The sequence below is a fragment of the Cohnella caldifontis genome (assembly GCF_029360585.1).
Classification (GTDB): Bacteria; Bacillota; Bacilli; order Paenibacillales; family Paenibacillaceae; genus Cohnella; species Cohnella caldifontis.
The window spans coordinates 121815-148186 of record NZ_JAQZSJ010000012.1 but is presented as its reverse complement, the minus strand read 5'-3'; the positions used below and the strand labels follow the sequence as shown (position 1 = coordinate 148186).

At 59.4% G+C, this 26372-nt stretch carries 25 protein-coding genes; 17 read left to right on the top strand and 8 right to left on the bottom strand.

All coding sequences use genetic code 11. The features are described from left to right. Positions 1 to 394 precede the first annotated feature (394 nt). From PTZ19_RS17075 to PTZ19_RS17055, 5 genes are all read right to left on the bottom strand, one after another. On the bottom strand, positions 395 to 658 hold the full coding sequence (locus PTZ19_RS17075; protein WP_276356293.1) for a transposase: 264 nt from the start codon (positions 656 to 658) through the stop codon (positions 395 to 397). A gap of 42 nt (positions 659 to 700) precedes the next feature. After that, a complete protein-coding gene (locus tag PTZ19_RS17070) occupies positions 701 to 844 on the bottom strand; it encodes a hypothetical protein (protein ID WP_276356284.1) in 144 nt (47 codons plus the stop codon). Positions 845 to 917: 73 nt separating this feature from the next. Further along, positions 918 to 1250 (bottom strand): hypothetical protein, encoded by a 333-nt coding sequence (locus tag PTZ19_RS17065; RefSeq protein ID WP_276356283.1) that lies wholly within the window; start codon positions 1248 to 1250, stop codon positions 918 to 920. Positions 1251 to 1263: 13 nt separating this feature from the next. Further along, a complete protein-coding gene (locus PTZ19_RS17060) occupies positions 1264 to 1899 on the bottom strand; it encodes a TVP38/TMEM64 family protein (protein WP_276356282.1) in 636 nt (211 codons plus the stop codon). Positions 1900 to 1957: 58 nt separating this feature from the next. Beyond that, positions 1958 to 3133, bottom strand: a complete 1176-nt coding sequence (locus PTZ19_RS17055) for an MFS transporter (RefSeq protein ID WP_276356281.1) — start codon at positions 3131 to 3133, stop codon at positions 1958 to 1960. 221 nt (positions 3134 to 3354) lie between these two features. On the opposite strand from PTZ19_RS17055, the gene PTZ19_RS17050 reads away from it, so the two are divergent. After that, the gene (locus tag PTZ19_RS17050; RefSeq protein ID WP_276356280.1) at positions 3355 to 4332 is read left to right on the top strand and encodes an aldo/keto reductase; all 978 of its coding nucleotides are present in this window, start codon (positions 3355 to 3357) and stop codon (positions 4330 to 4332) included. 11 nt (positions 4333 to 4343) lie between these two features. Here the strand turns inward: PTZ19_RS17050 and PTZ19_RS17045 are convergent, their stop codons facing one another. Both PTZ19_RS17045 and ilvA read right to left on the bottom strand, forming a co-directional pair. After that, positions 4344 to 4847: a CBO0543 family protein gene (locus PTZ19_RS17045; RefSeq protein WP_276356279.1), complete on the bottom strand. Its 504-nt coding sequence runs from the start codon at positions 4845 to 4847 to the stop codon at positions 4344 to 4346. A 130-nt stretch (positions 4848 to 4977) separates the two neighbouring features. Further along, the gene (gene ilvA, locus PTZ19_RS17040) at positions 4978 to 6246 is read right to left on the bottom strand and encodes a threonine ammonia-lyase IlvA (protein ID WP_276356278.1); all 1269 of its coding nucleotides are present in this window, start codon (positions 6244 to 6246) and stop codon (positions 4978 to 4980) included. A gap of 379 nt (positions 6247 to 6625) precedes the next feature. On the opposite strand from ilvA, the gene PTZ19_RS17035 reads away from it, so the two are divergent. The 8 genes from PTZ19_RS17035 to PTZ19_RS17000 all read left to right on the top strand — a co-directional run bounded on the left by PTZ19_RS17035 (position 6626) and on the right by PTZ19_RS17000 (position 14869). Beyond that, positions 6626 to 7189 carry a hypothetical protein gene (locus PTZ19_RS17035; RefSeq protein WP_276356277.1) on the top strand — a complete coding sequence of 188 codons (564 nt, stop codon included), beginning with the start codon at positions 6626 to 6628 and terminating at the stop codon, positions 7187 to 7189. Positions 7190 to 7341: 152 nt separating this feature from the next. After that, positions 7342 to 8361 (top strand): enoyl-CoA hydratase/isomerase family protein, encoded by a 1020-nt coding sequence (locus PTZ19_RS17030; protein WP_276356276.1) that lies wholly within the window; start codon positions 7342 to 7344, stop codon positions 8359 to 8361. Positions 8362 to 8388: 27 nt separating this feature from the next. Further along, the gene (locus PTZ19_RS17025) at positions 8389 to 9570 is read left to right on the top strand and encodes a thiolase family protein (protein ID WP_276356275.1); all 1182 of its coding nucleotides are present in this window, start codon (positions 8389 to 8391) and stop codon (positions 9568 to 9570) included. Positions 9571 to 9594: 24 nt separating this feature from the next. Further along, complete coding sequence (locus PTZ19_RS17020) at positions 9595 to 11394, top strand: acyl-CoA dehydrogenase family protein (protein WP_276356274.1); 1800 nt, start codon at positions 9595 to 9597, stop codon at positions 11392 to 11394. Positions 11395 to 11548: 154 nt separating this feature from the next. Continuing rightward, positions 11549 to 12385: an FHA domain-containing protein gene (locus PTZ19_RS17015; protein ID WP_276356273.1), complete on the top strand. Its 837-nt coding sequence runs from the start codon at positions 11549 to 11551 to the stop codon at positions 12383 to 12385. Between the two features lie 191 nt (positions 12386 to 12576). After that, on the top strand, positions 12577 to 12765 hold the full coding sequence (locus PTZ19_RS17010) for a hypothetical protein (RefSeq protein WP_276356272.1): 189 nt from the start codon (positions 12577 to 12579) through the stop codon (positions 12763 to 12765). A 188-nt stretch (positions 12766 to 12953) separates the two neighbouring features. Continuing rightward, positions 12954 to 13874, top strand: coding sequence for a permease (locus tag PTZ19_RS17005; RefSeq protein WP_276356271.1), 921 nt, complete (start codon positions 12954 to 12956; stop codon positions 13872 to 13874). Next, positions 13871 to 14869: a TIGR03943 family putative permease subunit gene (locus PTZ19_RS17000; protein ID WP_276356270.1), complete on the top strand. Its 999-nt coding sequence runs from the start codon at positions 13871 to 13873 to the stop codon at positions 14867 to 14869. Before PTZ19_RS17005 ends, PTZ19_RS17000 begins: the two co-directional genes overlap by 4 nt. 695 nt (positions 14870 to 15564) lie before the next feature. Here PTZ19_RS17000 and PTZ19_RS16995 read toward each other — a convergent pair. Further along, positions 15565 to 16326: a hypothetical protein gene (locus PTZ19_RS16995; protein WP_276356269.1), complete on the bottom strand. Its 762-nt coding sequence runs from the start codon at positions 16324 to 16326 to the stop codon at positions 15565 to 15567. A 396-nt stretch (positions 16327 to 16722) separates the two neighbouring features. Here PTZ19_RS16995 and coxB point away from each other — a divergent pair, with 396 nt between their 5' ends. From coxB to PTZ19_RS16955, 8 genes are all read left to right on the top strand, one after another. After that, positions 16723 to 17775: a cytochrome c oxidase subunit II gene (gene coxB / locus PTZ19_RS16990; protein WP_276356268.1), complete on the top strand. Its 1053-nt coding sequence runs from the start codon at positions 16723 to 16725 to the stop codon at positions 17773 to 17775. 102 nt (positions 17776 to 17877) lie between these two features. After that, the gene (ctaD, locus tag PTZ19_RS16985) at positions 17878 to 19674 is read left to right on the top strand and encodes a cytochrome c oxidase subunit I (protein WP_276356292.1); all 1797 of its coding nucleotides are present in this window, start codon (positions 17878 to 17880) and stop codon (positions 19672 to 19674) included. Beyond that, complete coding sequence (locus tag PTZ19_RS16980; protein ID WP_276356267.1) at positions 19671 to 20288, top strand: cytochrome c oxidase subunit 3; 618 nt, start codon at positions 19671 to 19673, stop codon at positions 20286 to 20288. The genes ctaD and PTZ19_RS16980 overlap by 4 nt, the downstream gene beginning before the upstream one ends. 4 nt (positions 20289 to 20292) lie before the next feature. Further along, positions 20293 to 20610 (top strand): cytochrome C oxidase subunit IV family protein, encoded by a 318-nt coding sequence (locus PTZ19_RS16975; protein WP_276356266.1) that lies wholly within the window; start codon positions 20293 to 20295, stop codon positions 20608 to 20610. Between the two features lie 104 nt (positions 20611 to 20714). Continuing rightward, a complete protein-coding gene (gene ctaG / locus PTZ19_RS16970) occupies positions 20715 to 21635 on the top strand; it encodes a cytochrome c oxidase assembly factor CtaG (protein ID WP_276356265.1) in 921 nt (306 codons plus the stop codon). A gap of 94 nt (positions 21636 to 21729) precedes the next feature. Next, the gene (locus PTZ19_RS16965; protein ID WP_276356264.1) at positions 21730 to 22188 is read left to right on the top strand and encodes a DUF420 domain-containing protein; all 459 of its coding nucleotides are present in this window, start codon (positions 21730 to 21732) and stop codon (positions 22186 to 22188) included. 1097 nt (positions 22189 to 23285) lie between these two features. Continuing rightward, on the top strand, positions 23286 to 24446 hold the full coding sequence (locus PTZ19_RS16960; RefSeq protein ID WP_276356263.1) for an iron-containing alcohol dehydrogenase: 1161 nt from the start codon (positions 23286 to 23288) through the stop codon (positions 24444 to 24446). A gap of 12 nt (positions 24447 to 24458) precedes the next feature. Beyond that, positions 24459 to 26270, top strand: coding sequence for a sigma-54-dependent Fis family transcriptional regulator (locus PTZ19_RS16955; RefSeq protein ID WP_276356262.1), 1812 nt, complete (start codon positions 24459 to 24461; stop codon positions 26268 to 26270). Positions 26271 to 26372: the final 102 nt, after the last annotated feature.

Sequence of the window (26372 nt, the reverse complement as noted above, 5' to 3'; positions counted from 1 at the left end):
CCAGTGAAAAAAGTTACACAACTACGCTTGATCGAGGATCCCAGGGACGGAGTTATGTAAGAAAGTTACACAACTCGCTCGAATGGTGGGTCCAGCGGCGGAGTAATGTAAGAAAGTTACACAACTCGCTCGAATGGTGGGTCCAGCGACGAAGTTATGTAAAAAAGTTACACAACTCGCTCGAATGGTAGGTCCAGCGACGGAGTTATGTAAGAAAGTTACACAACTCGCTCGAATGGTAGGTCCAGCGACGAAGTTATGTAAAAAGTTACACAACTACCCTCGATTGGGGTGCTAGCGTCTGCATTGACGGCGCGTCCAGCGGCAACGCGGGGACCGACCGATAATACGTAAAACCGCCAGGGAACCATTATGGTCCTGGCGGTTTTACGCGTTATCGGTCCTTGCGGACCAAATGGCGCCTCGGGTGCGTGATTTTGCCGCGCTGCCGCTCGATCTCGTCTTTCTTCGACACGAGCCGGGGATCGGTGCGCCCGTCGTGGTGGTTCTCGAAGCTGTATTCGATGAGCCGCCATCCCGTGGTGCCGAGCGCCGGATCGGCCGGGAACGTCTGGCCCCGGTTCAGCTCGACTTCCCGGCCCCATTCGTTCTGGTAGGTGCCGTCCACTTCCACTCGTTCGCCGGAAATCGGATCCATCTCATAGCTGCTTTCGTCGCTCACGATGCGGCCACCTCCCGGTTATAAACCATGTTTGGGATAAGCGGCTCGATCCGCCTTCGACTGCATGCGGCTCGCTTTCTCTTTGCCTTGGCCGGTACGGTCGGCACGGGCCTGGGCCCGGCTGGCCTCCTCCTGGCCGGCGGAAGGACGTTCTCCGGACATCGCCGTCTCCTCCTGTCATCAGGATGCCCGATTAGGGTTCCTCGGGCGCGGAACGGTTATGCCTGCGAACGACCTATCCATCCATCAAACGGAGCCCGCAAGACGGACATTCGGCATTCACATGCGTGACCGTTTCCCCGCATCCGGGGCATTTTTCCTCGAACGGCTCAATTTTCTCTTGCGAAGCAACGGCCGCCGTTTCGTCCCGTTTCTTCGAATCCCCTCGAGCTTCTTCTCCGGGACGCAGGAAAGCCGGCGCATGGAACAGCGGGTCCAGCATGGCTTTCAGTTCCTCGTATTTTTCCGAGTCGCCGGAGATAATCCGGACCAGGACCACCAACCCGGCAAGCAGCAGCACCAGCACCGTTACCGCGATGCCGTACCCCCACCAGGACACAGCCGACATTTTCCCGCCCCCTTTATGCCCGGTCTTTCGTTTCGAATCGGGACTCCAGCTTTTTGCCGCCGAACCACATCACGACCAGGACCGCGACCGCCGCAATCAGCCTCCAGGGCTGATCGATCATGGCCTGCAGGTCCGAGCCCAGAAAGGACAGCGTGAAAATCATGACCGCCTTGCCGAGTACGATCGCCGTCAGGAAGGAATGAAGCGGCATGTTGGACACGCCGGCGGAGACATTGACGAGCACCGAAGGGGAAAACGGAAAACACGAGAGCAGAAAAATCGGCGTGAATCCTTTGCGCTCCATCCAGGTGAAGAACCGTTCCGTTTTGGGATAGCGTTTCCGGATCCGCGCTCCGTACCGCCGCCCGATCCATCTGGCAAGCAGGAACACCAGCATGGCGCCGAGGCACACGCCGATCCAGGAATACAGAAAACCGGCCCACAACCCGTAGGCCGATGCGTTGGCGATCACGAACACGACCAGAGGCAGAAAAGGCAGCAGCGCCTCCAGCAGCGGAAGGAGAATCCCCGGCAAGGGCCCCAGCGCCGAATACCGGTCCAGCAGCGTCTGGATGTCTTCCGTTTTCCAGTCTTTCAAGGCCGTCTCCACATTCAACCAATGGAGCGCCAGCCATTCCCCGATTCCCATGAATCAATCTCCTTCGGCTTCGGCCGCCGGCTGCCACGCCGGAGTTCGAAGCCCGCCTTTACTCCCCGCGAAAGGTTCGAAACGGAAAAAACACGTAAAACAAGCTGATCAGCACGAACAGTAACCCCGCCAAGCCGACGACCCAGGCCTCGCCGAGCGAAGTCGCCAGAACTCCGCCGACATACGGGCCGACCATCGCGCCCAAACCTTCCACCGTCGAAAACACGCCCCAACCCAGTCCTTGCTGTCCGGGCGGAACATAAGCCGCCAGCAGCGCGTTCCATGCGGGAAGCACCGCCGCGTAGGAAAGACCGAGCAAGATCGCCCAGATCAAGGCCAGGCCATACGACGGCTGGAACGTGAGCAGGTTGAGCACGATGCCGAACAACAGGAAGCCGGTCACGAGAAACCATTTTTTTCCGAAATGGTCCGAAAGCTTTCCCATCGGAATCAACCCGATGACCGTAAATACGCCGCCCAAAGTCAGGAGTACCGAGTAGTGGGTGGAGGTCATCCCCAGATTTTTCGAAGCGAAGGTGGGCAGAATCGGCAGCAGCATGCCGGCCCCGAGCGTCTGAAGCACCATGCCGGGCAGCAGTATCTTCATCTCCCGAAGCCTTGCGCCGAGGATAGAGATTTGGCGAAGAAACGGAACCCGGTCGATATGGATTTCCCTGCCCCCCGCCAGAAGCAGGGAAAGCAGCCAGCCGGCCAGCGCCACGATGGCGAGCGTCCAGAACGCGGCGGACAGGCTGACGTCCAGCACCAGGTTGACGACCACGGGACCGGTGCCCATGCCGGCCAGCCAGATCGTGTACAAAAAGCCCATCTGGACGCCGCGGCTCTCTTCCCGGATGCGCGTGAGGCATACGATCCAGATCGGCGACAGTCCGAAGCCGAACAACGCGGCTGCCGTAATGAACAGCCAAGGCACGTCCGCGAAGCCGATCAACAAGATGCCGGCGGCGCAGAGCAGAATGCTGGCGGAAACGACGGTGCGTACCGCGAATCGGTCGAGCAAATATCCGATGGCCAACTTCACGATCGCGTCCGTCAGAAAGCTGGCCGTAATCGCGGCGCCGATCACGTCCAGGTCGAGTCCGAGGTGACGGGTCCCATACAAGGAAAGAAAACTGATCTGAACGGCGCCCCTTACGAATTCCACCAAAAACAAAATGACGGTGTGCAGAAGCATATCCGCGTGAAGAAGCCCCTTGAACGGCGCCGTTTTCATGCGTGGCCTCCTTTAGTTCTACGGGCTGCAGCCGAATGAAGTTTCGGAAACACTTTCCATTATAGGTGATCCTTCGGCATTGTCCAAACGCCTTGCTGCGGAAGAGGGACGTTGCGGCTGCGGCCGGCATGCCGGAGCGGGATGTTCTGGGCCGAAGGATCCGCGACATAGGATGGGGAGGAATCTTTTTCAAGAAAAGCAAAGGGATGGAGGAGTCGGATATGGAGTACGCGAAGCTGGGGCGTTCCGGCATGCGGGTATCCAGGCTGTGCCTGGGCACGATGAACTTCGGCGTGGACACGGAGGAGCGGGAGGCTTTCCGCATCCTGGACGCGGCGCTGGACGCCGGCATCCAATTCATCGATACGGCGAACGGTTACGGAGGGGAGAAATCAGGTCTGACCGAGGAGATCCTCGGCCGCTGGTTCCGGCAAGGCGGCGGGCGCCGGGAAAAAACCGTGCTGGCCACCAAGGTGTACGGCTACATGCGCGATCCCCTGGACGGCCCCAATCGGGAAGCGGGGTTGTCCGCGTACAAAATCCGCCGGCATCTGGAAGGCTCGCTTCGCCGCCTGGGGACGGACCACGTAGAGCTCTATATCATGCACCATGTTGATCGAAGCGTCCTCTGGGACGAAATTTGGGAAGCTTTCGAAGCGGCCAGACTGCAGGGCAAAATCGGGTACGTCGGCTCCAGCAATTTCGCCGGGTGGGATCTGGCCGTCGCGCAGGGCGAAGCGAAAGCCCGGGGTTCCATGGGCATCGTCGCCGAGCAGCACAAATACAATCTGCTGTGCCGGCTGCCGGAGTTGGAGGTGCTTCCCGCGGCGCAAGGTCTCGGCATCGGCGTAACGGTATGGGCGCCGCTCGATGCCGGGCTGCTCGGAGGGAACGCGCTGAAGCCGGGCGTCGGGGTCCGGGGGGCGGCGCAGCGGGAGAGAATCGAGCAGGTCCGCGGTCAGCTCCTTGCCTTCTCCAGGTTCTGCGCGGAGCTGGGCGAGCGCGAGGATACGGTGGCGCTGGCCTGGCTGCTGCACCAGCCCGCGGTGACGGCCCCGATTCTCGGCGCCCGCACGCTGGAGCAGTTCGAGCGGAGCCTGCGCGCGCTGGAAGTCAAACTGGCGCCCGACGCGCTGGCCAAGCTGGACGAAATTTTCCCGGGTCCCGGAGGCGAAGCGCCGCGGGCGTACGCTTGGTAGCACGAGCCTCCCTATGCGTAATAAGGTACGCGGAACAATGCCAACAGCAGGATCAAAATGCACAACGATACGGCCCATGCCGCCTTCCAGCTCCGGGAATGAAGCCAGATCATGGAGAACATGCACACGTCGATGAAGACGGACCAGCCGAAATTCCAGCCATGCTCGTAGATAATCTGTTTCCAGTAGAGCAACAGCCCTTCCATGATGGCATACGCGGCGACGAACGCCGCCAAATACGCGATTCTGGACCCCGTACGGCGCGGAAAATAGCGCAGGAACAACACCGTCGTACACGGAAAGTAGACGGCGGACTGAACCAGCCCGTTCACTTTGTCGGTGAACCATCCCCAGCTCGGATAGTGCCAAACCATGTACCCTCGGCAGATGACCGGATACAGCAAGGAGACCAAGACGACGTACAGCACCGTCGGGTAATAAGGATCCATGTATTTGTAAGACTTCGTAATAAGGAATGCCGCCAAAGCGCCCAGCGAGAAAATGAGAATCACCATATGCCCGTCTCCGTTACTCGAATTTTTCAGACTTCATTAGAATCCCCAAGAATTGGAAGCCCGATTCCCGCCTTTAACGCGAAAAATCCCGACAGCGGGGCTGTCGGGATCGTAACGTCTCTATTCGTTGTTATACCAAAAATTTGAACAGCAGCGGATCGTGGTTCAGTTCGACGAATTGGATGCCTTTGCGCTTCATGCGGCCGATCAGCGGCTCGTAGTCCTCCCGGCTTTTGAGCTCGATGCCGACGAGGGCCGGGCCGTTTTCCTTGTTCATTTTTTTCGTGTATTCGAACTGCACGATGTCGTCGGACGGGCCGAGCACGTCGTCCAGAAATTCGCGGAGGGCGCCGGCGCGCTGCGGGAAGTTGATGACGAAATAATGCTTCATCCCTTCGTAGATCATGGAGCGCTCTTTGATCTCCTGCATCCGGTCGACATCGTTGTTGCCTCCGCTGACGATGCAGACGACGTTTTTGCCCCGCAGTCGGTCCGGGTCGATCTGCGAGAGGGCGGCGACCGGGAGGGCGCCCGCCGGTTCGGCGACGATGGCATGCTCGTTGTACAGCTCCAGGATCGTCGTGCATGCCCGCCCTTCCGGCACCAGCATGACGTCGTCCAGCAGCTCCCGGGCGATGGCGTACGTCAGGTCGCCGACGCGTTTGACGGCGGCCCCGTCCACGAACTTGTCGATCTCCTCCAGCGTGACGACGCCGCCGGCTTCCAGGGAACGGGTCAAGGACGGCGCGCCTTCCGGCTCCACGCCGATGATCGCGGTCGCAGGGCTGACTTCCTTGACGTACGAGGCGACGCCCGCCGCCAACCCGCCGCCGCCCACCGAGACGATCAGGATGTCGACCGGGGACACGCCGGCCTCCAGGATTTCCTTGCCCAGCGTGGCGTTGCCCGCGACGATGCGGGGATCGTCGAACGGGTGCACGAACGTCAGGCCTTCTTCCCTTGCGACCCGGACGGCTTCCCCGTAGGCGTCGTCGAACGTATCGCCGGTCAGCCGGATTTCCGTGAACGCGCCGCCGAACATTTTCACCTGATGCACTTTCTGGCGCGGCGTCGTCGCGGGCATGTATACGATGCCCGGAATGCCCAGCGCCTGGCAGGAGAAAGCGACCCCCTGGGCGTGGTTGCCCGCGCTCGCGCAAATGATGCCGCGCTGCCGTTCTTCCTCGGGGAGGGAAGAGATCAGGTTGTAGGCGCCGCGGATTTTGAACGAGCGCACGACCTGCTGATCCTCCCGTTTGAGATAGACGTTGCAGCCGTATTTCGCGGACAACCCCCGGTTGAGCTGCAGAGGGGTCGGCACGATCACGTCCTGCAAGGTCCGGTGGGCCTGCAGCACGTCGGCCAGCGGGATTCGGGCCGGGAATGGGGAGCCGGGCATGGGCATTCTTCCTCTCTTAATAAAATACAAAATCCGCCCCTGATCATAAGGGACGGATCGGAATCCGCGGTACCACCCTTGTTCCGCGCGCCGCTCTCTGGCAGAATTCGGCGCGAGACGCTTCAGACGCGTTACTCCATAACGCGCCGCCCGTAACGGGGGCTGCCGACCGCGCTTACTCCGCAAGTTTCGGAGCGGCTTCTCGGGGAGGATGCCGGCTGCGGGGGCGGACGCCGGCTTGCAGCCAATCGCCGGCTCTCTGGGGACCGCGTCATCGCAGGGCTTGTTCCCGTCAACGAATTTGTGTTATTCATTTTATACGCCTCCCGGCGGGGAAAGTCAATGGATGGGGGCGCGCGGAAAGGGGAGATCGACCGGCGTGAAAAAGCTGTTGTTCGCCTTGATCGTCTTGATCGTGCTGGCCGCGGGCGCGGCGGCAGCCGGCCTGTACTACGTCCGGCCGGATCCGATGCTGAATCTGGACCACGGCACCGTATCCCTGAAGGACAAAGCCATGGACATGGCCAAGCGGATGTCGTTCGACCTGCGCTTATCCGAGGAAGACGTGAACGACGTGCTGAAAGCCTACTTGGAGGAGCATCCGCAGCGGGGGCCGGACGTGACCGTGGAAGGTGCGCAATTCGGTTTGTCGGATGACCGGATGACCGCGGATTTGCGCTTGCTCTGGAAAGATCGCGTGCCCTTCGGCATGCGGGTCGTGTATCGGTTGGAATGGCGCGATCCCGACCTGGAAGCCGTCGTGGAGTCCGTACGGGTCAAGGACGTCAGCCTGCCCAACGATCTCGTGGACAGCCTGTCGGTGCCGATCGGGCAAGAACTGCCGGAGCTGCTGAAAATCAAGGACGTCGCGTTCTCCGGCCATGAAATCATCATCCGTTTCCGGAAACCCGAATTATCCGACTTGAGGAAATTGCTGGAATAGCCGGGAATCCAAGCGCCGCTTCGCGCCGAAGCGGCGCTTTTCTTCGTTCATGGGGCCGGGTTCGGAGTCATACGGGAGACTTGGCGGCGAATAAAATCGTTTAGGGACCTTAAAAGAACGTTGGCAGCGATGCCTCGGAGGGAGGGGAACGCATGCCGGTCCTTCATGAAGGCGCCGTTATCCTGAACGAAGACGGGGCCTGCTTGGTCGATTTGGGCCGCGGCGTGGCCGGGCTGTTGTTCCGCTCCGCCGGCGGTTGCGCCGGTCCCGGCATCGCCGAGGCCGTCCGCCGTTCCGTACGGGAAGTCGAGCGGGATTGGCGGGGACTCGTGCTGGCTTCCGAAGGTCCCGATTTCAGCGCCGGCTGGAATTTTAGGTTGTTGCTCGCGGAGGCGGAGAACGGGGATTGGGACGGCATCGACCTCTTGGTCCGGGAAATGCAGGAAGCGGCGTTGTCCCTTCGCCGCATGACGAAGCCTTCGGTTGCCGCGCTCCACGGCCGGGTTTGGGGACCGGGCGCCGCTTGGAGCTTGGCCGCGGACCGGATGATTTTGGACCGGGAGACGCGGTTCGGGTTCCCGGAGGCGAAGCTGGGGCTCATTCCCGCTGCCGGCGGCTGCCTGGCGGCGGCGGAATTGGCCGCGCTCCGGGCGGAGCCGGCGGGGTTGCCGGAACCCTCGCTTCCGCTGGTTGCCTTGTACGATGCGATGGCGTTCGGGCGGACGTCGGAGAACGGCGGCGAAGTCCGAAGGCTTGGCTGGACGCGGCCCGGGGACTTCTTGACGGCGGCGAAACCCCATGATCGGATTCAGGAGGCGGTCCGTTCGGTACTCGAGCTGGAGCGGGATCGGGAGCGCGGCACGCGCTGCGGGGAAGGCCGCGAAGAAGGCGGCTCGGCGTATGCAGCCGCCGCCGGACGGGACGCTTCGGCGGCCCTTAAGCTTCGGGCGGCAGCCTGCCGCCGGGCGGGCCGATTCAGCGATCATGACGCGAAGGCGGCGGGCAAGCTCGCGGAGGTGCTGGCGGGCGGAGACGTCCGAGCAGGCACGCCGGCCGGGGAAGCCCATTGGCTGGAGCTGGAGCGGGAAGCGTTTCTCAGCCTGCTCGGCGAGCCGTTGACGCAAGAGCGGATCCGCTATTGGCTGACGGATGGCGCGTATTTGCGGAACTAGCGCGAACAGGATAGGAGGGAGCGCGTTGTGCGGGAAGCCGTGATCGTCTCTGCCGTCCGCACGCCCGTCGGAAGAGCGCGCAGCGGCCTGTTCGCCGAGACCCGGCCGGAAGATCTCGGCGCGGCGGTCCTCTCGGAAGCGCTGAGGAGGGCCTCGGGGTGGCCGGCGGACTTGCTGGACGACTGCATGCTGGGCTGCGCCAAGCAGGAGGGCGCGCAAGGCCGCAATTTGGCCCGGCTGTGTGTCCTGCATGCGGGCTTTCCGGCTTCCGTGCCGGGAATGACGGTGAATCGGTTCGGCCTGTCCGGGCTCCAAGCCCTCGCGCTCGCGGCCGACGCGGTTCGCACGGGTTCCGCGAACTCCGTCATCGCGGGCGGAATCGAGAGCTTGAGCCGGTTTCCGCCGGAAGACGATGGGCAACGTCCCCATCCCGAATTGCTGGAACGTTATCCCGCGGCATACTTGGCGGCGGGTTACGCCGCGGAGACCGTGGCGCGCCGGTACGGCGTCTCCCGGCAGCGGCAGGACCGCTACGCGGCCGAAAGCCGGCGCAAAGCGGCCCAAGCGGTACGCGAGGGCCGCTTTGCGCCTGAGATCGTCGCTCTGAACGCGGTCCGCACGGTGGTGGACGGCGAAGGAATCGCCGGGCCGGCATGGCGGGAGGCCGCCGAGGATGACCTCGACCAACCGCCGCCGACGGAAGAAGAACTCGCGGCTTTGCCTCCCGCCTTCACCCGGCATGGCACGGTGACCGCAGGCAACTCCGCTCCGCCGGGGGACGCCGCCGCAGCGATGCTGGTGACGACCCGGGAGCTGGCCGAACGGATGGGCGCTCGGCCGCTGGCGGGTTTCCGGTCGTTCGCGGTTGCCGCGACGGCACCGGAGATCGGCGGCATGGGCGCTTCGTACGCCGTTCCCCAAGCACTGGAGCGGGCCGGACTTCGGGAATCGGACATCCGGCTTTGGGAAATCGGCGAGACTTTCGCGGCGGAGAGCGTGCCGCTCCTTGAACGGCTGGATATCGACCCCGCCTTGGTCAATGTCAACGGAGGCGGCTTGGCGCTCGGACACCCCGTCGGCTGCACGGGCGCGAGACTGGCGGTCACGTTGCTTCACGAGCTGTCGCGTCGGGGCGGTGGATTCGGTGCCGTCGCGCTTGGGTCGCCGGGCGGCATGGGTGCGGCCGCCGTGTTCGAAGTTTACGCGTGAAGGCAGCGGAAGGGGGAACCGGCCATGGAACACGCCCCGTACGGCGGAAGCTTCATGGTGGCCGACATCGGCGGGGACAACGTCGTCACGCCGGAAGATTTCGCGGAAGAACACCGCCGGGTGCGGGCGTCGGCCGAAACTTTCCTGCGGTCGGAACTGCTGCCCGCGTTCAAACGGGTGGAAGAACCCGATATCCGGCTGACCCGGCGCCTCCTTCGCCGAATGGGGGAACTCGGCTTGCTGGAAGTCGGCTTGCCGCTTGCCGGCGGCGCGCCCGGTCCCGGCCAGGTCGGCGCCGCCCTGCTGGCCGAAACGCTCGGCCCCTGCACTTCGTTCGCGTTAGCGGCGCTGTTCCATACCGATTTCGGCATGCTCCCGATCGCCTGCTACGGCACCGAGGATCAGCGGCATGCGTGGCTGCCGGAGATGGCAGCCGGCCGGCGGATTGCCGCCTTCGCCTTGTCGGAACCGGAGGCGGGTTCCGACGCCCTTGGCGTGCGGACGAACGCCGCCGTGGCGGAAGACGGCACGTCCTGCGTGCTGAACGGCTCGAAACGGTATATCGCCAACGCGGGGATCGCGGACGTCTTCCTGACTTTCGCGAAGCTGGAGGGCCGGCAGTTCAGCGCGTTCGCGCTGGATCGGGATACGCTTGCGTCGGGCGTCGGACCGGAAGACGAAATGATGGGCCTTCGCGGGCTATCCGTCTGCCCGATCCGATTGGACGGCGTGGAGGCTCCGCGCGACCGGCTGCTGGGCTCCGCGGGAAAGGGACACCGGATCGCCCTGAACGCGGTGAACGTGGGCCGAATGAAGCTGGGCGCCGCCGCATTGGGCGTCATGAAAGAGGCGCTGACGCTGAGCGTTTCGCATGCGAAGGAGCGAAAGCAGTTCGGCAAACCGATCTCTTCGTTTCCGCTCAACGCTTCCAAGCTGGCGACGATGAACGCTTTGATTTACGTGACGGAAAGCATGGTCTATCGCACCGCGGGGTGCTTGGACCGGGCGTTCGCGCGCGCCTTCGGAGAGAAGCCCGGCGCCATGGACGAAGCGCTGGCCGAATTCGCGATCGAGTGCTCGATCGTGAAAGTCTTCGCCTCGGAGGCGCTGGGCCGGGTCGCGGACGAGACGCTGCAGCTGCACGGGGGCGCCGGGTACGCGTCGGGGACGCCCGCGGAACGGATCTACCGGGATTCGCGCGTGTTCCGCATTTTCGAAGGCACGAACGAAATCAACCGGCTTCGCATCCCGACGACGCTGCTTCGGCGGGCTTTGAAAGGCGGCATTCCGCTGCTGGCCCGGGCGGAGGAAGCGCAGGCCGAACTGCTGAAGCCGCTGCCGCTTCCGCCTCTAGCGGCTGAATTCCTGGAGAGGGAAACCGGGATCGCGGCCGCTTTGAAGAAAACGTTCCTGCTCGCGGGCGGTTTGGCGCTGCAACGATATGGCTTGCGCTTGGAACGGGAACAGGAGCTTGTCGCCATCCTCGCCGATCTGATGATCGACGCTTATGCCTTGGAGAGCGCCTGTGTCCGGACCGTGAAAATCGGGAGGGAAAAGGGGGCGGAGGCGGCTGCGCTCGGGGCGCGGATGACGGCATGGTTCGCGGACGAGGCGGCACGGAAAGCGTTCGGCAACGCCCGGATGCTGCTGGCCGCGCTGGAACGGGGAGAAAGTCTCCGCCTGCAGACGGCGTTGCTCCGCAAGCTGCTTCACTTCGAACCCATCGACGCGGTGGCGGCCTTGCGGGATACGGCCGCGGCCGTATTGCGGGCCGGCCGATACGTTTGCGGGAATACCGAAGGAGCCGCCGAAACGGAGAACTAGAAAATGTCACCAATATTTCATGAAAAAAACAGAACGCTTTATTGAAAGAAAGGAGGCGATTCGGCTATACTTAACGGAAAGAACTTCTGCACCGCTTTCTTTTTTGACGCAAGCGGAAAGCGTTTACAATACGGAAATTGACGGTGAACGAAACGTGGTGAATCGATTGCCCGGCACGAAAACGAATCGGAAGGAGAGAAGGCGGATCCGCCTTCCGGGGACTGCCGGATGGAAGCGGGCGGCCGCGCGGGCGGGCCGGGGAGCATTCGGGTTCCTGCCGGCGATGCCGCTGGACGGCCATCAGCCCGCCGGTTTTCTCCCTATGGCCGTCGGGACCGCGCTCGGCACCCTGCCGCTTCTGGCTGCGCTCGGCATCGGCATCGCGATCGCGGTGATCGCCGTCATCGCGTTTCTGCAGATGACGTCCAGGGGACGGGAAATGCTGGATCCGGCCGACGCGGAAGAAGATCCGGAGGAACCCGCATTCGATGATCGCGAGCAAGGGATCCCGGAAGGGAACCCCGCCGAGCGGAAACCCGAAGCGTCTGCCGCCGGCGGGAAAGTCCCGGCCGTCCCGGCGGAATTCGACGAAGAGGGGGCGGCGGCCGACCGCACGCTGCCGATCTCGCGGGTTTCCGCGATGATGCAGGCTTCCGCGGCGGAGCATGGGGACGGTCCGAGTCTGCACGGGATCGGCGGTGAATTCGAAGGAGCCAGCTTCCGGATCAACGGTCGCGGACTGCGGCTGGGCCGGGATCCGGAGCTATGCCAAGTCGTGTTCCCGCCGGAAATCGGCGAAGTCAGCCGGAACCACTGCACCGTCGGATTCGACGAGGAGACGCGTACGTTCGCGCTGGAGGACCACGGGTCATCCAACGGAACGTTTCTCGAGGGCGGCATAAGGCTCGTGCCGGGCAAACGATACGCGTTATCCCCGGGCGAACGCTTCGCTCTCTCGGGAAGCCGGCACTGGTTCGAGGTCCGAGATTGACTTTTTCTTTTATCCCCGTCCTTGAACTGGTATAATAAACAAGAGCAGGAATGCTGAAGTTCTGTAGAAGCGGAGGATGAATCGACAACGAAGCTTGCATGGCGAACCTGCATGGTTCATGGGAAACCGCCTCAGCTCCGGAGTCATCGCCGGGCACCGGTGCGGAATCCATTCCACTGGGAGGGAATTGCATGTCCAAACGAAGCCACAATGAAGTTCAGGAAAGTTTGCGAGAGCTGACCAGGATTTTCCGGCCCAAGGATCCGCGCAAGTTCGTGAAAGACTATATCCGCAAATACAGAATTACCGGCGGTTACGAAGACGAATTGACCCTGTTCGTGGAACGCGAATTGATCAAATTGAACTCCCCGGCGTCCTGACGCCGTAAGGGAAAGGCCGACAGGCGGTCCGGATCCGGATCGCTTGCCGGCTTTTTTTTCGCGGCGGCCGAATTCGCGCGCGCGCCGGTTAAATTTGGGGCGCGACTTTAGGGCCGCAGGGTGCGTTTATTCATGAGAAGACATGATGATCCTGACGGAATTGGATCATCGGAACAGGCGGTAACGCGATGAAAACCTTTCTGCAAATGAACACGATCTTTCTCAGCATGGTCATGGAGGCCATTCCGTTCGTGCTGATCGGCGTGCTGATTTCCGGCCTGATCCAGATTTTCGTGACGGAAAGCTGGATCGCCCGCGTCATGCCCCGCAACCGGCTGCTCTCTTCGCTGTTCGGGTGCGGAGTCGGGGTGCTGTTTCCTTCCTGCGAATGCGGGATCGTTCCGATAACCCGAAGACTGCTCGGCAAAGGAGTCCCGTTAAACGCGGGCATCGCTTTCATGCTCACCGGACCGGTCATCAACCCGATCGTATTGTTTTCAACTTATATCGCGTTCGGCAACGATTGGAGGATGGTGGAGATCCGGGCGGGGATGGCCGTCGCGGTGGCTTTCCTCATATCGATCGCGCTGTCCTTCCTGTTTCCCGAGCTTCCTCTTCGGTCGAAACCCGAACCCGCGCCCGTCGCGGCGACGCTGGAACCGGATACGGGGGCGGTGTCCCTCAAGCCGGGCCGGCGCTGGCTGCCGCAGGTGTACGGGGTGTTGGCGCATGCCATCGAGGAATTTTTCTCGGTCGGCAAATACGTCGTCATCGGCGCTTTCATCGCGGCTTGCATGCAGACTTACATCCCGACCTCGACGCTTATGCACCTGGGCCATGATCCGCTCTCTTCCTCGCTGGTCATGATCGGCATGGCGTTCGTCATGTCGCTGTGTTCGGAAGCGGACGCGTTTATCGGCGCTTCGTTCCGAAGCACGTTCTCCGTCGGCGCCATCTCCGCATTCTTGGTGTACGGGCCCATGATCGACATCAAGAATACGCTGATGCTGACCGGAACGTTCAAGGGGAAGTTCGTCGCGGCGATGATCGCGCTCGTGACGGTATTCACGCTGGTCGGTTCGCTGATCGTGGGGAGGGTATTCGGATGATCCGCTTTTTCGTTCTGTTCGGGTTCACGCTGATGTTCGTCTCGATTCGCGCGCAAGGGAATTTGAACAAATTCATCAATACGAAGTACAGCTATCTGTCCACGATCGCGATCGCGCTGTTCGCCTTGTTCAGCTTGATCGAGTTTATCCGTTTCTACCGCCGGGAAGCGGAAGCCGAAAGGCTGCGGGAGGCCGAGAAGAAGGACGCGCCGCGGCATCATGACGGAGACGGACACGATCATGACGATCCTCACCATCACCACCACCATGACGCTCATGAGCACGGTCCTCACGAGCAAGTTCACCATCACCATGACCATCATCACGACGATCTACACGAGCATTCGCACGGTTTAGATGACCATACGCACGAAAGCCCTTCAAAATGGAAGCGGGCGCTGGGGCGGGCCGTCTTGTTCGTGCCGATCTTCGCGGGGATCTTCTTGCCGGTGCAGACGCTCGACTCGAGCTTCGTGAAGGCCAAGGGCTTCTCTTTCCCGCAGATCGACGTCAGCGAGGACAACCCCGGGCAGCATCAATTCCTGAAGCCGGATACGAGCGTATATTACGGGGCGGAAGGCTATGAGGAAATCAAAAACAAAGAATACGCCGAGTTCAAGAACCTGAAACGGATTGAACTGACGGACGCGAATTATTTGAAAGGCATGGAGGTCATCTACAATTACCCCGGCAGCTTCATGGGACGCACGATCTCGTTCGACGGTTTCGCGTACAAGGGGGAGCAGGCGGACAACAACCATTATTTCGTTTTCCGCTTCGGCTTCATCCATTGCGCGGCGGATTCCGGGGTGTTCGGCATGCTGGCGGATTTTCCGAAAGGCACCGAGCTGTCGGACGACCAGTGGGTCCACGTCACGGGCACGCTGACGTCGGAGCTGTACCAGCCATTCAAGCAAACGGTCCCGGTGCTGAAGGTGACGGGCTTGGAACGGATTCCGGCGCCGAAAGATCCTTACGTATACCGGAATTATTAAACGGCAAGGGGCGGCTGAGCCGCCCCTTTAGACTTTTATATAACTTAGGTAGGTTATTGCGGCGGTTGGATGGTGATTTGAGCGGATTAGCGTATGTGATACGTTATTGCGGTAGTTGGATGGTAATTTGAGCGGATTAGCATTTGTGATACGTTATTGCGGCGGTTGGATGGTGATTTGAGCGGATTAGCGTATGTGATACGTTATTGCGGTAGTTGGATGGTAATTTGAGCGGATTAGCATTTGTGATACGTTATTGCGGCGGTTGGATGGTGATTTGAGCGAATTAGCGTATGTGATACGTTATTGTGGCGGTTGGATGGTGATTTGGGCGAATTAGCGTATGTGATACGTGATTGCGGTGGTTGGATGGTAATTTGGGGCGGATTAGCGTATGTGATACGTTATTGTGGTGGTTGGATGGTGATTTGAGCGAATTAGCGTATGTGATACGTTATTGCGGCGGTTGGATGGTGATTTGAGCGGATTAGCGTATGTGATACGTTATTGCGGCGGTTGGATGGTAATTTGGGGCGGATTAGCGTATGTGATACGTTATTGCGGCGGTTGGATGGTGATTTGGGGCGGATTAGAGTGCGTGATACGTTATTGCGGTGGTTGGACGGGTGCAATGGACAGAGGTCTTCGATAAATATCAAAGGGGCCGCTCAGCCGCCCCTTTTGCATGAGATGATTTACTTGTTGCCGTCGACGGGTTCCGGACCCGCCCCGCCCGGAGAGTCCGCCCCCGGATTGTACTCGTACAGCGGAAGCGGGATTTCGCTGCCCATGCCGAACACGTACTGGACGAGCCGGTTGAACGCGGGGGTCAGCGGCTTCAGCGGCCGGCCGGCCCACGACTCCTTCGCGAACTCCACCAATTGGTTGACGTACTCCCGGTTGGCGGAAATGTTCACTTCTTGGACTTTCGGATGGGCGTTCCGGATCACCTGTCCGATCGTTTGCCTCAGCTTGCTGGATAAATCGGAAACGTCTTTATGGGTAAAATAAGAGTTATACGGCGTCACGACGTGGCGGTTATCCCATTTGGAACTTCCGTTGTCAACGTTATACACGCCCTCCATCGTGCCTGCATTTTCCGACTCCCGGAGCGTCCGGCCGCCGCGGGCCTGCGTGCCGCCGCCGGACCAGTCCGTGACGACGCCGACGTAGGCGTTCCGGTCCGTCAGGAAAACCAAGGCGGTGTTAATGCCGGGCAAAGACGACACTTGGCGTGACAAGTTCGCGCTGTACTCGAAGTACGAGTTCTGATGCTGGGCCGGATTGGCGGTCAGGGCGCCGTACGACCGGACCTGCATGAGCTTCGTTCCTTCCGGGTCCCGGCTTCCGTAATCGTATCCGCTCTGCTTTTTGTAGTATTCCGTGTAATTGCAACCGGCCAGCGATCCGGCCAGAACGACCGATACGACAGTCAACCCGACAAGCCGCAGCCCCATCGTCGGCAGCCTCCTTCGCGGGATTTCAACATTATCCCTAGGGTTCGCCCAAGCCGGTCAACTCATGCGGCGGCTTCGGTACATAAAACACCCCACGATTGGCAAAAAGATGAGAAGGAGAACGTAAACGGGGCGGCAGGGAGCCGCGTGCGCGGCGACGCCTGCAGCGGACTTCCCAACAAGCCGTCAAGCCTTAGAGCGGCAGGGATTTGACGGTTTTGAGAACAATTTGTGAACTGCTTTGTGAACATTGACAAAACGACAAACTGATCTTTATAGTTATTAGAGTGTGTTAGACGTGTGGTGGATCGTTCCAGCATTCGTACATAAGGCGGAAGGCCTGAGAGGGCAACGGGTTGCGGGCCCAACGCCAATACGCAAAATGGGGTTGATAAGATGAATCGATGGAACGTGATGAAGCGCATTCTTCCGCTGCTCGCGGGAATGGCGCTTCTGCTGTCGGCTTGCGGTCGGTCAGACCTCTCTACCCTTGATCCGCAAGGTCCGATCGCGCAGAGACAGTACGATCTGATGAAAATTTCCATCAGTATCATGACGCTCGTCGTCGTGGTGGTATTCGCCATCTGCATTTATGTGTTGATCCGTTTCCGCCGCCGCAAAGGCGACAAGACGATTCCGAAGCAAGTCGAAGGCAATCACAAGCTGGAGATCATTTGGACGATCGTTCCGATCATCCTGCTGATCATTCTCGGCGTGCCGACGGTGCAATCGGTCTTCGGGATGGCGACGGATTATTCCAAAGATAAGGATGCCATTCAGGTGAAAGTCACGTCCCACTTGTACTGGTGGGAGTTCGAATATCCGCAGTACGGCGTGACGACCGGGCAGGAGCTTGTCGTGCCGACCGGCAAGAAGATCAGCTTCGAGCTCGTGGCCGCGGACGTTAAGCACGCCTTCTGGATCCCGTCCATCGGCGGCAAAATGGATACGAACCCCGGCATGTCCAACCGGATGTACCTGGAGTTTCCGGAGGAAGGCGTCTATCGCGGCAAATGCGCCGAGCTGTGCGGACCTTCCCATGCTTTGATGGATTTCAAAGCCAAATCGGTCAGCCCCGAATCGTTCGACAAATGGATCGCCGCGATGAAGGCGCCGGCGGTCATGCCCGCCGATCCGAAACTCGCGGAGACGTTCCGCGCGAAATGCCTGGCGTGCCACGCGGTCGGAGACCAAGGCACGAACGGCGCGCCGAACTTGACCGGAGTGGGAAGCCGCCAGACCATCGCGGGCATTCTGTACAACTCGGATGTCGTGAAGGATCCCCAGCCGGAGGATAAGACGGCGGAACAGAATATCAAGGATTGGATCACGGATCCCCAGAAATACAAGCCGGGCAACATGATGCCAAGCGCCGCGGACAACCAATTGACGCAGGACGAGATCGACGGCATCGCGAAGTACTTGGCAGGCTACAAACTGGATTATTAATGAAACGGTTCGAGAAGGGGGTTCGCGGTCTTGGCTACGCAAGCTGCACATGCTTCGCATGCCCACGCGCATGCGCATACGGTCAAACGGTATAAAGGCCTGATGGACTGGCTGACTACGGTTGACCATAAGAAGATCGGCATACTGTATTTGCTCGCGGGGTTCATTTTCTTCATCGTCGGCGGCCTGGAGGCGATCCTGATCCGCATCCAGCTGATGAAGCCGATGAACGACTTCGTCGCGGCGGATACGTTCAACGAATTGATCACGATGCACGGCACAACGATGATTTTCCTCGCGGCGATGCCGATGCTGTTCGCGCTTATGAACGCGGTCGTGCCGCTCCAGATCGGCGCCCGCGACGTCGCGTTCCCGTTCCTGAACGCCCTCGGGTTCTGGACGTTCTTCTTCGGCGGCGTTCTGCTGAACATCAGCTGGTTCGTCGGCGAAGTGCCGGACGCAGGCTGGACCTCGTACGTTCCGCTTGCCGGCCCGACGTTCAACGGCACGCACGGCGTTGACTACTACGTCATAGGCTTGCAGATCGCGGGGATCGGCACGCTGCTCGGCGGCATCAACTTCATGGCGACGATTATCAACATGAGGGCGCCGGGCATGTCGTTCATGCGGATGCCGATGTTCACTTGGGCGATCTTCGTCACCTCCATCCTGATCGTATTCGCCTTCCCGGCGCTTACGGTCGGTCTGGTCGCCTTGATGTTCGACCGCCTGTTCCAAGCGAACTTCTTCGAAACCGGAAGCGGCGGCAACACGGTGCTCTGGGAGCACGTGTTCTGGATCTTCGGCCACCCCGAAGTGTACATCCTGATCCTGCCGGCTTTCGGCGTCATCTCCGAAGTCGTCAGCACGTTCTCGCGCAAGCGGCTGTTCGGTTACAGCTCGATGGTATTCGCCTTGGTTCTTATCGCGTTCCTGGGCTTCATGGTGTGGGCTCACCATATGTTCACCACCGGCTTGGGCCCGGTCGCCAACGCGCTGTTCTCCATCGCCACCATGTTGATCGCGGTGCCGACGGGGGTTAAGATCTTCAACTGGCTGTTCACCCTGTGGGGCGGGTCGATCAAGTTCACGACGGCATCGCTGTTCGCGATCGGGTTCATCCCGACGTTCGTCCTCGGGGGCGTGACGGGGGTTATGCTCGCGTCCGCGCCGGCCGACTATCAATACCATGATACGTACTTCGTCGTCGCCCACTTCCACTACGTCATCGTAGGCGGCCTGATCCTGGGCATTTTCGCCGGCTTGCATTACTGGTGGCCGAAAATGTTCGGGCGCATGCTGAACGAAGGGCTGGGCAAGCTGACATTCTGGACGTTCTTCATCGGCTTCCATCTGACGTTCTTCGTGCAGCACTTCCTCGGTTTGCTGGGGATGCCGCGCCGCGTATGGACGTACTTGCCGAACCAAGGCTTCGATACGATGAACTTGATCAGCTCCATCGGCGCGTTCCTGATGGGCATCGGCACGATCGTCTTTGTCATCAACGTGATCGTCACCTGGGCGAAGCCGCGCAACGCTGAAGCCGACGCTTGGGAAGACGGCCGTTCGCTGGAGTGGTCGATTCCGTCTCCGCCGCCGGAGTACAACTTCAAGCAGCTGCCGCTCGTTCGCGGCTCGGACGCTTGGTGGAAAGAGAAGAGAGAAGGCAAGACCGAAATGACGCCGGCCGAGCCGCTGGGTCCGATCCACATGCCGTCTCCTTCCATTCTGCCGTTCATCATGAGCGTCGGACTGTTCGTCGCCGGTTTCGGGTTCATGTACCACATTTACTGGCTGGCCGGGCTCGGCATCCTGATCACGTTCGCGTGCATGTTCCTCCGCTCGGTGTTCGATGATCACGGCTTCCATATCGATCCGGAAGAGGAGGTGCACGCATGAGCGCACATGGACATGTAGAAGGGCAGCTGCCCCACGAGCCGGAGAAAGCGACGCTGGAAGGCCGTAATAAGATCCTTGGCTTCTGGATTTTCCTCGGCGCAGAGGTTGTCTTGTTCGGCACCTTGTTCTCGGCTTTCATCGCGTTGCGCCATCAAGTGCTCGACGGCCCGCACGCTTCCGAACTGTTCGAGCTTCCGACGGTTTTCGCCGCCACGATGATCCTGCTGACTTCGAGTCTCATGAGCGTGTTCGCCGTCCAGGCGATGCACAAGAACCAAGTCAAATCGATGATCTGGTGGCTCGTACTCACGGTTCTGCTCGGACTCTCCTTCTTGGTGCTCGAGATCGTCGAGTTCAACACCTACGTTTCCGAAGGGCACCGCATGAATACGAGCGCCTTCAGCTCCTCCTTCTATACGTTGGTCGGCTTCCACGGAGGCCACGTATTGTTCGGGGTGTTGTGGATTTCGCTGCTGATCGCGCAGATTTTCAAGAAAGGTCTCACGGTCGTTACGGCGCCGAAGATCTATCTGTCCGCCATTTACTGGCACTTCATCGACGTCGTGTGGGTGTTTATCTTCACCGTCGTGTACCTGATGGGAAAGGTGGGATAATCTCATGTCGAGCAACCATTCCGTGTCGGGCGAAGAAGCGCGTCGCCACAAGGTGGAAGGTCCGCAGAAGCATATCGTGGCTTTCATTCTGTCTCTTGCGCTGACGATTATCGCGTTCGCCGCCGTTGCGGCGGGAGACATCAATACCACGTTCACCTACATCATCCTGGTGCTCATGGCGATTATCCAAGTGTTCGTGCAGCTGGCGTTCTGGATGCACATGAAGGACCGCGGGCACCTGTTCCCGATCATCTGCATCGTCGCCGGAGTGTTCGTCGTGTTCATGATGGTGATCATGGCGGTATACTGGCTCTGGTGGTAAGGCATCCCTGACAGACGTGCTGGAATTGAACAGAGGCGGTCCTGGTACCGCCTCTTTTCTTCATTTTCGGTAAGAAACCGATGATGATCGGAGGTGAGACACCCGTGCTGGGATTGGAGTATTTCTCATTCCGCGACCTGTGGAGCCCGGTGTTTCTGGTGTTTATGCTGGCCGTGGGCGTTTTGTATACATTCGTGGCGGGGCCGTGGAGAACGAACTTCAAGCACAGTTCTCCCGTTACGATCGGCAGGCAGGTCGTGTTTCTGCTCGGCGTCGCGCTGCTGTATTTGGCGCAGGGAGGCCCCTTAAGCCTGCTCGGCCACTTGATGTTCACGTTCCATATGACGGACATGGCGATCTCGTACTTCATCGTGCCTCCCATGCTGATTTACGGGATACCGGATTGGCTGTGGAAATGGGCGTTCGACCGGTCGTTCTGGCGGCCGTTCCGGGCGCTGATGAACCCGCTGATCGGCTTGTTTTTGTTCAACCTGCTGTTCTCGTTCTACCACATGCCGAACGTTCATGACTGGATCATGGTCCACACGACGGTTCACGCCGCGTTCTATTTCGTGCTCTTTCTCGCGGCTATGTTGAACTGGTGGCATGTTCAATGCCCCGTACCCGAATGGGCGCGTTTGACCCCGTTGTGGCGGCTTGGCTACATTTTCGGCAACAGCATCGTGTTGACGCCGGCATGCGTGTTGATTATATTCGCCAGCAAACCGATGTTTTCGGTGTACAGCGACCCCTATGTCTGGGCACAGGCGATGCGTTACTGCGTCTCCGGCGATCCGGCCCGATTGCTGGCGGAATTCAAAGGCGGACCGGCGTTCTTCAACCTGATGTCGGCGCAAGACGACCAGCAGCTGGGCGGAATCCTCATGAAGCTGCTGCAGGAGTTCATCAACATCGGGGCGCTTTTCGTCGTGTTCAACAAATGGTATCGCCAGGACCGCGAACGGGAGAACGAGAACGATTGGGACGAGTCGGCCGGCGCCCTGCTAAATCGCAACAATCTGTGACGCTTGTCCCGGCGGCGTTGTCCGGGATGGCGCGGACGTTGTACAATGTAGGGAATGAGATGCCAAACGTCGTTGGACGGGGGATAAGCCTACAATGAGCGGGTATAGCGTTCTGCCGGCGATCAGCACGAGCTTCATCGCGCTTAGCGCGATTCTGGTGGCGATCGGATGGCGTTTGATTTTGAAGAAGAACCGGGAAGCGCATCAGAAAGTCATGATCGCGGGCGCCGCGGCGGCTTTGATTTTCTTCCTGATCTACTTGTCGCGGACCATTTTCGTAGGAAATACGGAGTGGGGCGGCCCGGACAGCCTGAAGACCGTGTATTTGATCTTCTTGCTGTTCCACATCGTGCTCGCCGCCGTGGCTGCCGTATTCGGCATTACGACGCTGACGCTGGCATTCCGGCGGAAGTTCGCCACGCACCGCAAATGGGGCCGCGTGACCGCCGTGACTTGGTTCGTCACCGCCATTACCGGCATCACCGTCTACGTGCTGCTTTACTTGCTCTATCCGGGCGGCCACACGAAAGGGCTGTTCGACGCGATTTTCTAAGCGAGATGATAAAGCCAGCCTTACGGGATATCACCCCGGGGCTGGCTTTTTTTCTACGATTGACCCATTCGCATACCAGGTCGAAAAACACGGACACCATCAGGCTAAGGGACACAGAGGACGTTATCGGGGGCATTCCTCAACCTATCGTATTCTAACGGACACGAATGCACTTATTCAGCAAAAATACCGCTTATTAGCCGCGATGTGGGGCGCTTAAGGTCCGTGTTGTCCGTTACGATTTGAAAAACGTTGAAATTGCCCCAATAACGGCTGTGGTGTCCGTAACGATCGGCATAAGGCAAATCTTCAGTATGTCTAATAGTCAACAGTAGTTTTTTGCGTTATGACAGGGTGAAGTACAGATAAAGAGCCGATATGTTCCAAATTAAGAACGTAGTGAACGCTCATATTAGCGGTTCGAACAATAGCATGATTTCCCTGCCGCATCCCGGGTAAGGCGTTGTCCGGTTTTATCGTATAACTCGCTCGAAGTCTCGCAAATGCAGCGTCGATATCCGACATTTCCGTACATCGGCTCCCATTTTCAGCGAATCCCCCTCCGTTGTCCGACTTTTCCGGACATCTCACCTCATTCTCAGCAAAATCCTCCCTGTTGTCCGACATATCCGTACATCGACTCGTAACAAACAGCATACGCATCAAGATGAATCTGCCCGTGGACGCCTGGATTTTACGACAATAGTTTACAAAAAAATGATTATTCCTTGTATGTTGCATACAGTAGATCTGCCTTTCCATTAAATGATGGAGTTGGCCTGAGCGGGATTCGCGAAATCGACGTTTGGCAAGTGAACTTCGAGAAATACATTGCACGTGAAAAAACTGCCGCCTGAGTCCCCTTCATAGAATCGTTTCCGCCCGCGCTTGCCGCGGGTTCTTTTTTATTGGAGAATAGTGGAAATTACATCGAAATGCAACGCATTTGTTTCAATATGAAACAATCAGATACAAGTTTCTCAGAAATCATGTTGTATTCATTGCAAATTGTTTAATATAACGATAGTATGTAGGTGAAAACGATTCGCTTATCTATCGCAGACGAAATATGAAACACAACATCGGGAGGCGCTATCATGACCCCACTGCCGCAATTTTACCAATTCCAGACCGCACCGCAGATCATCGCGGGGACGGGATCGTTAGGTCAGCTCGGCGAACGCTTGCAGGCGCTTGCGCCTGTTCGTTCCGCGTTGATCGTTTCGCAGCCTTCGATGTTCCGGCAAGGCTTCATCGACCAAACCCAGCGCCAACTCGAGCAACGCGGCATATCTTCCATGGTGATTCGCGACGTCATGCCGGAGCCGACCGCGCAGCATATTCGCGAATTGTGCGACCGAGTAAGAGGAAGCGGCATCGACTTGATTGTCGGACTGGGAGGAGGAAGCGCGCTTGACGTCGCCAAGCTGATCTCCGTGTTGCTCACGAATGAACAGGACGTCGAGGAGATGCTGGGCGTCGATCGAGTTCGGGAACCGGGCATTCCGACCGTGCTCATTCCGTCGACGGCCGGCACGGGATCGGAGGTCACGCCGAACGCGATCGTGACGCTGCCGGAGCAGGAGCTGAAAATCGGCGTCGTCAGCCGCCATTTGCTGCCTCGCCTGGTCGTTCTCGATCCATTGCTTACGAGAGAGCTGCCGCAGAACCATACGGCGGCCACAGGGATGGACGCCTTTACCCATGCGATCGAATCCTATATTTCCACGAAAGCCAATCCGATCAGCGACATGTTCGCGCTGGAGTCGATCCGCCTGATTTCCCGGAACATCCTGCAAGCCTACCGGGACGGTAGCGACATGGCGGCGCGCGAACGCATGCTGCTCGGCTCCATGTACGGCGGCATGGCGCTTACGGGTTCCGGCACGGCGGCCGTACACGCGCTGGCTTATCCGCTTGGCGGCAAATTCAACATTCCGCACGGCGTGGCCAATTCGATGCTGCTCCCCCACGTCATGAATTTCAACAAGCCAGTAATTGGAGAGCGGTTGCAAGACGTAGCCGAAGCGATGGGGCTCGAAGGCGAACTCCGGAATGCCGACGGAGTCATTCGGCAAATCGAGCAATGGACCCGGGAGCTCGCCATCCCGCAGGATCTGCGCTCGTTCGGCATCTCCGGGGAAGACGTGCCCGCCTTGGCCCAGGCGGCCATGAAAGTGACGCGGCTCATGCAGAATAATCCGAGAACCATGACGGCAGAGGATGCGGAAGCCATATACCGCCGTCTGCTGGCTTAAGGATGAAGGGGGATGTCGGCGATTCGGAATCCGGGGAAAATGAAAGTGTTGGTCGTGGCGCCCTATCAAGGATTGGGCGAGCTGATCAAGCAGATGACTCCGCAATACGAAAATTTCGATATTCACGTGATCATCGCGGACATGCAGGAAAGCCTCGGTCAGATCGCTTCCTTCGGAAACGGCGATTATGACGTCGTCATCAGCCGAGGGGGGACCGCGCGGTTGTTGGCGTCGCATTCGAAGGTTCCGGTCGTGGAGATCCAAGTATCCGGCTTCGACGTGCTGCGGATGCTGACGCTGATGAAGGAATACCAGGCCAAAATCCGGCTGATCGGATTCCCGAACATCATCCAAAGCTTCGTGTCCGTGTCCAACCTGCTGGATTACGATTTTCCTTACACGGTCATCAATGACGAGAACGAAGTGGAGCAGGCGCTGATCGAAGCCAAAAAAGACGGCGTGCAAATCATCGTCGGCGATACCGTGACGGTGAGATTCGCCAATGAGCTTGGCATGCAGGGCGTCCTCATCACTTCCGGCCGGGAATCCGTGGCGGAAGCTTTCCGCACGGCGGAGCTCATCTGCCGTTCGCTGGACGAATACAAACGGATGAACCGGATTTACGACCGTCTGCTGAAAGAGAGCGGCAGGGAGTCGGCGGTGCTGGATGCGTCGCTGAACGTCCTGTTCGCCACCGAAGGCATGTTGTCCCTCTTGGTCCGAAACCATGCTCAGACGAAGTTCCCCTTCCCCCTGGAAAACGGCGGGCTGCTGGAGCTGCTGCTTCGGGACGCGGCTTCCGACATCCGGGAGAACGGCCCTCTCGCCTTATACGAGCCTGCCGGGCGGGTGATGCTTACCGTGCGGTTGTTGGATATCGCCGGAGGAGCGGAATATTACCAGCTCACCTTAGAGCCGGGCGGGGAAACCGAAGCGAATCTCCGGGTCATCGAACCGGAACGGGATATGGATACGTTTCCTTCTTTCCTTCAAACGACGGGCTTCATGGATGAAGCGCTTCAGAACGCGAAGCGGCAGTTGCTCGCGGGAGAACCCGTAACCGTATATGGGGAACGGGGAACGGGCAGGCGGATTTTCGCCGGGGCGCTTGCGGTTTTATGGGACAAGAACGCCCGCGTGATCGAATTGGAAATCGCCGTCGGGGACGAGGCGGCGTTCCTCAGAACCTGCCATTTGTTAGCCAAAGCCGAGCGGGGGGCTCTGCTCCACATCCGCGGATTCGAACGTTTTCCGGCGTTGCAGCAGAGGAAACTGGCGGAGAAAATAAAGGAGAAGGCGCTCAAAGTCCTTTTCTCGTTCGGCGAATCCCCTAAGGCTCTGAAAAGCGATTCCCGCTTGGACGCCAAGGCGTTCGATTGGCTCGGCCGCGGGGCCGTGGAATTGAAGCCGCTCCGCGAGCGGTTGGACGACTTGGAGGAGTACGTTCGGACGTTCATTTCGGCATTCAACGAGAAGTACGGAAAGCAGATCGTCGGCGTGCGCCCGGACGTCTGGGATGCGCTGCGGGCCAAACCGTGGAAAGGCAACTTGATCGAGCTGCGGGACACCATGGAAGCCGCCGTGCGCGAAGCGACGGGGGAGTATATCGAACGGTCCGACGTAGATCTCCCCGCCCGCCGTTCCTCCGCCCCGTCCGTTGCCGCCGAGGGGCCGGTATTCGATTTGAACCGGCCGCTCGAAGACATCGAAAGGGACATCATTCGGTATGTGCTCGAAGAGGAAGGCATGAACCAGTCGAAGGCCGCCAAAAGGCTCAATATTAACCGGACCACGCTGTGGCGGAAAGTGAAAGGCGTTGAATAAAAGGCAGCAATCGCGCCCTGCAGGATCGCCGAACGATCGTGCGGGGTATTTTTTTCGCGATAACTGTTTAAAAATGCAACAAAAATTAAAATTAATGAGAAT

Coding starts and splice junctions, on each gene's coding strand:
- PTZ19_RS17075 (WP_276356293.1), bottom strand. CDS start 658: ATGGATCCGATTTCCGGCGAACGAGTGGAAGTGGACGGCACCTACCAG.
- PTZ19_RS17070 (WP_276356284.1), bottom strand. CDS start 844: ATGTCCGGAGAACGTCCTTCCGCCGGCCAGGAGGAGGCCAGCCGGGCC.
- PTZ19_RS17065 (WP_276356283.1), bottom strand. CDS start 1,250: ATGTCGGCTGTGTCCTGGTGGGGGTACGGCATCGCGGTAACGGTGCTG.
- PTZ19_RS17060 (WP_276356282.1), bottom strand. CDS start 1,899: ATGGGAATCGGGGAATGGCTGGCGCTCCATTGGTTGAATGTGGAGACG.
- PTZ19_RS17055 (WP_276356281.1), bottom strand. CDS start 3,133: ATGAAAACGGCGCCGTTCAAGGGGCTTCTTCACGCGGATATGCTTCTG.
- PTZ19_RS17050 (WP_276356280.1), top strand. CDS start 3,355: ATGGAGTACGCGAAGCTGGGGCGTTCCGGCATGCGGGTATCCAGGCTG.
- PTZ19_RS17045 (WP_276356279.1), bottom strand. CDS start 4,847: ATGGTGATTCTCATTTTCTCGCTGGGCGCTTTGGCGGCATTCCTTATT.
- ilvA (WP_276356278.1), bottom strand. CDS start 6,246: ATGCCCGGCTCCCCATTCCCGGCCCGAATCCCGCTGGCCGACGTGCTG.
- PTZ19_RS17030 (WP_276356276.1), top strand. CDS start 7,342: ATGCCGGTCCTTCATGAAGGCGCCGTTATCCTGAACGAAGACGGGGCC.
- PTZ19_RS17020 (WP_276356274.1), top strand. CDS start 9,595: ATGGAACACGCCCCGTACGGCGGAAGCTTCATGGTGGCCGACATCGGC.
- PTZ19_RS17010 (WP_276356272.1), top strand. CDS start 12,577: ATGTCCAAACGAAGCCACAATGAAGTTCAGGAAAGTTTGCGAGAGCTG.
- PTZ19_RS17005 (WP_276356271.1), top strand. CDS start 12,954: ATGAAAACCTTTCTGCAAATGAACACGATCTTTCTCAGCATGGTCATG.
- PTZ19_RS17000 (WP_276356270.1), top strand. CDS start 13,871: ATGATCCGCTTTTTCGTTCTGTTCGGGTTCACGCTGATGTTCGTCTCG.
- PTZ19_RS16995 (WP_276356269.1), bottom strand. CDS start 16,326: ATGGGGCTGCGGCTTGTCGGGTTGACTGTCGTATCGGTCGTTCTGGCC.
- coxB (WP_276356268.1), top strand. CDS start 16,723: ATGAATCGATGGAACGTGATGAAGCGCATTCTTCCGCTGCTCGCGGGA.
- ctaD (WP_276356292.1), top strand. CDS start 17,878: ATGGACTGGCTGACTACGGTTGACCATAAGAAGATCGGCATACTGTAT.
- PTZ19_RS16980 (WP_276356267.1), top strand. CDS start 19,671: ATGAGCGCACATGGACATGTAGAAGGGCAGCTGCCCCACGAGCCGGAG.
- PTZ19_RS16975 (WP_276356266.1), top strand. CDS start 20,293: ATGTCGAGCAACCATTCCGTGTCGGGCGAAGAAGCGCGTCGCCACAAG.
- PTZ19_RS16965 (WP_276356264.1), top strand. CDS start 21,730: ATGAGCGGGTATAGCGTTCTGCCGGCGATCAGCACGAGCTTCATCGCG.
- PTZ19_RS16960 (WP_276356263.1), top strand. CDS start 23,286: ATGACCCCACTGCCGCAATTTTACCAATTCCAGACCGCACCGCAGATC.
- PTZ19_RS16955 (WP_276356262.1), top strand. CDS start 24,459: ATGTCGGCGATTCGGAATCCGGGGAAAATGAAAGTGTTGGTCGTGGCG.